The 3,206-nt window shown below is 71.1% G+C and carries 4 protein-coding genes; all 4 read left to right on the top strand.

All coding sequences use genetic code 11. From position 1 onward, the window contains the following. On the top strand, nucleotides 1-612 hold a 612-nt coding region (locus ACESL7_RS14730), incomplete at its 5' end, for an ABC transporter substrate-binding protein (RefSeq protein ID WP_372894049.1). 77 nt (nucleotides 613-689) lie between these two features. Next, nucleotides 690-1,511, top strand: coding sequence for an ABC transporter ATP-binding protein (locus ACESL7_RS14725; protein WP_411289496.1), 822 nt, complete (start codon nucleotides 690-692; stop codon nucleotides 1,509-1,511). Between the two features lie 103 nt (nucleotides 1,512-1,614). Then, the gene (locus ACESL7_RS14720; RefSeq protein ID WP_372894050.1) at nucleotides 1,615-2,376 is read left to right on the top strand and encodes an ABC transporter permease; all 762 of its coding nucleotides are present in this window, start codon (nucleotides 1,615-1,617) and stop codon (nucleotides 2,374-2,376) included. A 175-nt stretch (nucleotides 2,377-2,551) separates the two neighbouring features. Beyond that, a partial coding sequence (locus ACESL7_RS14715) for a 2Fe-2S iron-sulfur cluster-binding protein (protein ID WP_372894048.1) occupies nucleotides 2,552-3,206 on the top strand: 655 nt, incomplete at its 3' end.

Genomic DNA, 3,206 nt, shown 5'->3' with positions numbered 1-3,206 from the left:
GGCGCGCCGCCGCCGGACGGCGCATGGGCGCAGTTCCCGATCTTCGCCGCCGAGAACGACCTCGACATGGACGCGATCACCGTGGAGCCCGTGGGTTTCCCGACGCGCGAGCCGATGCTGGCCGAGGGCGAGGTGGACGCCGTGACCGGTTTCTCCTTCTCGTCCTTCCTGAACCTCGTGCGCCTCGGCGTGCCGGAGGACGACATCTCCACCATCCTGATGGCCGATCACGGGGTGGCGCTCTACGGCAACGCGGTGATCGTGAACACCGACTTCGCCGAGGAAAACCCCGAGGCGGTCTCGGGCTTCCTAGAGGCCGTCGCGCAGGGCTGGACCGACGCCATCGCCGATCCGGCGGCAGCGATCGAGAGCCTCATCGACCGCAACCCGGCCGCCGACGCCGAGCTCGAGGAGCGCCGGCTCGAACTCTCCATCGAGGCCAATGTGGTCACGGACTGGACGACGTCCAACGGCATGGGGACGATCGACCCCGACCGCATGGCCGAGGCGCTGGAGCAGATCCAGCTCACCTACGAGTTCGAGCGCACGCCGGAGGCCGGGCTCTACTTCACCGACGCCTATCTGCCGGACGGGGGCTTCCCGCTCGACTGACGCGACCGCCGCGGGCGCGCGCCGCCCGCGGCCTGCCACCAGGAGGACGCTTGGAAAAGCTGATCGACATCCGCGACGTGCGCCACACGTTCCAGACGCGCACCGGGCCGCTGCCCGTGCTCGACGGGCTCGAGGTCTCGGTGGACGAGGGCGGCTTCACCGCCGTGGTCGGCCCCTCGGGATGCGGCAAGTCCACGCTGACGCGGCTGATCGCGGGGCTGATGATCCCCGACGCGGGCGAGGTTCGCGTCCATGGCGAACGCATCACCGGCCCGCGGTCGAACGTCGGCATGGCCTTCCAGAACCCCGTGCTGCTGGAATGGCGCACGATCCTCGAGAACGTGCTCCTGCCGCTGGAGATCGTGCCGACCTCGCTCTCGAAGGCCGACCGCACGGCCCGCGCGCGCCGCCTGCTCGCGCTCGTCGGCCTCGAGGGCTTCGAGGACAAGCGCCCCTCGGAGCTCTCGGGCGGCATGCGCCAGCGCGCCTCGCTCTGCCGCGCGCTCATTCACACGCCCGAGGTGCTGATCCTCGACGAGCCCTTCGGCGCGCTCGACGCCTTCACGCGCGAGGATCTCTGGCAGATCATGCACGAGGTGAAGCGCGCCGAGCCCTTCACCGGCGTGCTCATCACGCACGACCTGCGCGAGGCGATCTTCCTCGCCGACCGGGTGGTCGTGCTCTCGGGCCGGCCCGCGCGCACGCAATACGTCCTCGACGTGCCCGACACCGGCCCGCGCGACCTCGACCATCTCTACACCGCCGAGGCGGCGGAGATGCTCAACCTGCTGCGCCACCAGATCGAGATCGCCCAGGGCCGCGCGCCCGCCGAGGCGGAGCCGAGCACAGCCCCCACGCCCGCGCCACCCCCCGGTGCCGCCGCGCGCGGCATGCACTGACGAAGGAGAGCGACGGTTGACCGAAACGACCAGCGCCCCGGCCCCCGTCACCGAGCCCGAACAGGCCGCGCGCCCCGCGCTCGGCCGCCGCGTCGCCGCGGCGATGCGCAACCGCGCGGTGCTCGCCCCGGTGATCGCCACCCTCGTGCTGATCGCGCTCTGGGAGGTCCTCGTCCTGGCCAACGGCTGGCCCGACTACGTCATGGCCTCGCCCTCGGATCTCGTGCCGGCCTACGCGCAGTACTGGGACCGCTTCATCGTCATGGGCTGGCAGACGCTCTGGCGCACGGTGCTGGGGCTGGTGCTGGCGGTGATCGTGGGCGTCGCGCTCGGCATGATCATGGGCTTCTCCCGCACCATGCGCGACGCGCTCTATCCGCTGCTCGTGGGCTTCAACGCCATCCCGAAGGCGACCGTGGTGCCCATCGTGGCGCTGATGTTCGTGGGCGCGCACGACTTCAACACGGTGCTCATCGCCTTCATGATCTCCTTCTTCCCGATCGCCGTCTCGGTCTCGATCGGCCTCTCGACGCTCGAGCCGGAGTACCGCGACATCCTGCGCGCCCTCGGCGCCTCGCAATCCACCATCTTCTGGAAGATCGCGCTGCCCAAGACCCTGCCGGAGTTCTTCGGCGCGCTGAAGGTCGCCGTGACGCTCGCCTTCATCGGCACGAACCTGATGGAGATCGTCTCGCCGCACGGCCGCGGGCTCGGCGCGCTCTTCGACTCGGGCAAGACGAATTCCGACTACCCGCTGATGTTCGCGGTGCTGATCGCGCTCGCCGTGCTCGGGATCCTGCTCTACTACGTCGTCATCGTGCTGGAGAAGATCTTCGCCGGATGGGCCGACCGCAGCCCCGGCTGAGGGACGCGCGCCTCCGGCCCCGCCGGAGATCCTCGCGCGTCCATCGCACGCCGGCCCTTGTCAAACCCGCGCCGGCGATGCAGCTTTCCACGTGGCGCGCGAATTTGCCGGCCCCTTCTACGCCGCATCGAAGGGGAGCGCCCCGGCCCACGGGTACCGCGGCGAACACGATCCCATGCGCACAGCCTTCCTTCTCAACGGCACCCCCGTCGAGACCCGGACCCATCCGACCGAAACCCTCCTCGACTGGCTGCGCGAGCGCCGCGGCCTCACCGGCACCAAGGAGGGCTGCAACGAGGGCGACTGCGGCGCCTGTACCGTCGTCGTCACCGACCGCGACCGCGGTGCGCGGGCGCTGAACGCCTGCATCCTCTTCCTGCCCCAGCTCCAGGGCCGCGCGGTGCGCACCGTCGAGGGCCTCGGAGAGGCGGAGGCCCCCCACCCGGCGCAGCAGGCCATGGTCGACCACCACGGCAGCCAGTGCGGCTTCTGCACGCCGGGCATCGTGGCCGCCATGGCCGCCGCGCACGCAGAGGGCCGCACGGATCACGCCGACGCGCTGGCCGGCAACCTCTGCCGCTGCACCGGCTACGCGCCCATCCTGCGCGCCGCGAAAGCCATCGAAACCGCGCCCCGCCCCGCCTGGGTGGCGGAAGACCGCGCCGCGCTCGACACCCACCGGTCCTTCTTCTTGGGCGAAATATCCTCGGGGGGTGAGGCGGCAGCGCCGCCGAGGGGGGCAGACAGCCCCCCTGACCCCGCCTGCATCCTGCCCGAGACCTCCGATCACCTCGCCGTGTGGTACGCCGCGCACCCCGAGGCGACGCTGA

This window comes from Rhodosalinus sp. (genome assembly GCF_041685465.1).
In the GTDB taxonomy this organism is placed as follows: Bacteria; Pseudomonadota; Alphaproteobacteria; order Rhodobacterales; family Rhodobacteraceae; genus Rhodosalinus.
The sequence above is the reverse complement of the archived record's forward strand: the minus strand, read 5'-3'. Positions and strand labels throughout refer to the sequence as shown.